Consider the following 1,408-nt stretch of genomic DNA (forward strand, 5'->3'; position numbering starts at 1 on the left):
CCCCGATCCCCTTGTCCGAAAGGATCTCCCGCGACGTGACGAAGACCAGGACCCTCGCGCTCGCCCTTCCAGCCACCTCCGCCACCGCGTTCAGCCTCAGATACGAGCGGCCGCAGCGGCGCGCGGCTCCGGCCGCGCCCTTCACCGTCGCGCCGACGGCCGGCCCCGGCGTGCACGACCGGAGCGGCCACGAGCACTGCGCCGCGCGCTCGGCCGCGGAGGGCAACGCCAGCCAGCAGGCACGGACCGTGAAGCAGTACGGCCAGACCGCCGGCGGCCACAGCTGCTGAACCCGGCCCCTGCGGCCGATTGTGCGGCGCGGCAACCGTCTCGCAACGCGGCACGTTCGCTTAACGGCGGCCCGGCCGGGGCCGACCGGACGACACCCCCGGACACCAGAACGGAGAACCCCGAGATGCTCAGCAAGGCGTTCACCTACGCGATGATCGGCGTCTTCTCCTGCGGGCTGATCGCGACCATCGTCGGATCGGCCGACGTTCTGATGAGCGTCAACTGACCCGCGGCCCCCGTCGCCTCGCACGCCGCCCCGGGGTTCGCCCCGGGGGCCGCGGCGGATGTCGGGGCCCCCGCGCGTCCGCGCGGCGTCGGGGGCCGGCCGTTAACCGGCCCTTTACCATCGTTAACCAAACCTGATCCCTCCGGATCGAACCGCACGTTGCGGCGCCCCGGGCGAGGACGGGGCACTGCGATGGAACCGACGAGAAAGCTGCACTGGGAGCGTCCGGCCGGCCTCGCCGCCGAGCCGCATCGATCCGATCCGCTCATCAGCCTCGTGCGCCTCGTCAGGCCGCCGGCCGGCGCGGCCGAGATGCCGCCGCCGGTCTCCCCGGAGGATTGGAGCGGCCTCATCGACCGGGTGCGCGGGGCCGCGTCGCGGGCGCGCGAGGCCGAGGCGCAGGCGCTCGAGCGCGAGCAGCAGATGCAGGACCTGATGCGGCACGCCCGCGCGGAGGCCGAGGCCGCCGAGGCGCGGGTGCGCGCGGCCGAGATCCGGGCCGCGGCCGCCGAGGCGCGGGCCGAGATCCGCGTGAAGGAGTCCGAGATGCGGGCGGAGCAGGCCGAGGCGCGCGCCCGCGCGGCCGAGGACTGGCTGTTGCGGATCCACGAGACCATCGCCAGCGAGTTCGCCCAGTTCGGCGGGGAGGAGACCCGATGAGAGAGGCCGCGGAACGCCGTGTCGCGCCCGTCGGCGGGCTGACGCCGCTCCAGCGCCTCGTCGCGCCGGGAGACCACGAGCGGATCGTCCGGATCTTCGGCGCCGAGGCGGCGGCGGGGATGCGGGCGGACCTCCCCGAATCGGTCGATGCGGCCGACGCGGAGGCCGAGCCCGACTGGCCGGCCGCGATCCAGCTCATCCGCGACGCGGGCGGGCGGATCCGGCAGGCGC

Annotated in this window: 3 protein-coding genes; all 3 read left to right on the top strand. The window is 75.2% G+C overall.

Annotated elements, in window-relative coordinates; genetic code table 11:
• Positions 1–23 precede the first annotated feature (23 nt).
• A complete protein-coding gene (locus tag AX737_RS20595) occupies positions 24–290 on the top strand; it encodes a hypothetical protein (RefSeq protein ID WP_066924512.1) in 267 nt (88 codons plus the stop codon).
• Between the two features lie 419 nt (positions 291–709).
• Positions 710–1,177, top strand: a complete 468-nt coding sequence (locus tag AX737_RS20600) for a hypothetical protein (protein WP_066924511.1) — start codon at positions 710–712, stop codon at positions 1,175–1,177.
• Positions 1,174–1,408: hypothetical protein (locus AX737_RS20605; protein ID WP_156453857.1), on the top strand; the 235-nt coding region annotated here is incomplete at its 3' end. The genes AX737_RS20600 and AX737_RS20605, both read left to right, overlap by 4 nt.

The sequence above is a fragment of the Methylobacterium sp. CCH5-D2 genome (assembly GCF_001556475.1).
GTDB classification, from domain to species: Bacteria; Pseudomonadota; Alphaproteobacteria; order Rhizobiales; family Beijerinckiaceae; genus Methylobacterium; species Methylobacterium hispanicum.

What these genes read in the sequence shown, in the direction of transcription:
- AX737_RS20600 (WP_066924511.1), top strand. Translation starts at nt 710, where the DNA reads ATGGAACCGACGAGAAAGCTGCACTGGGAGCGTCCGGCCGGCCTCGCC.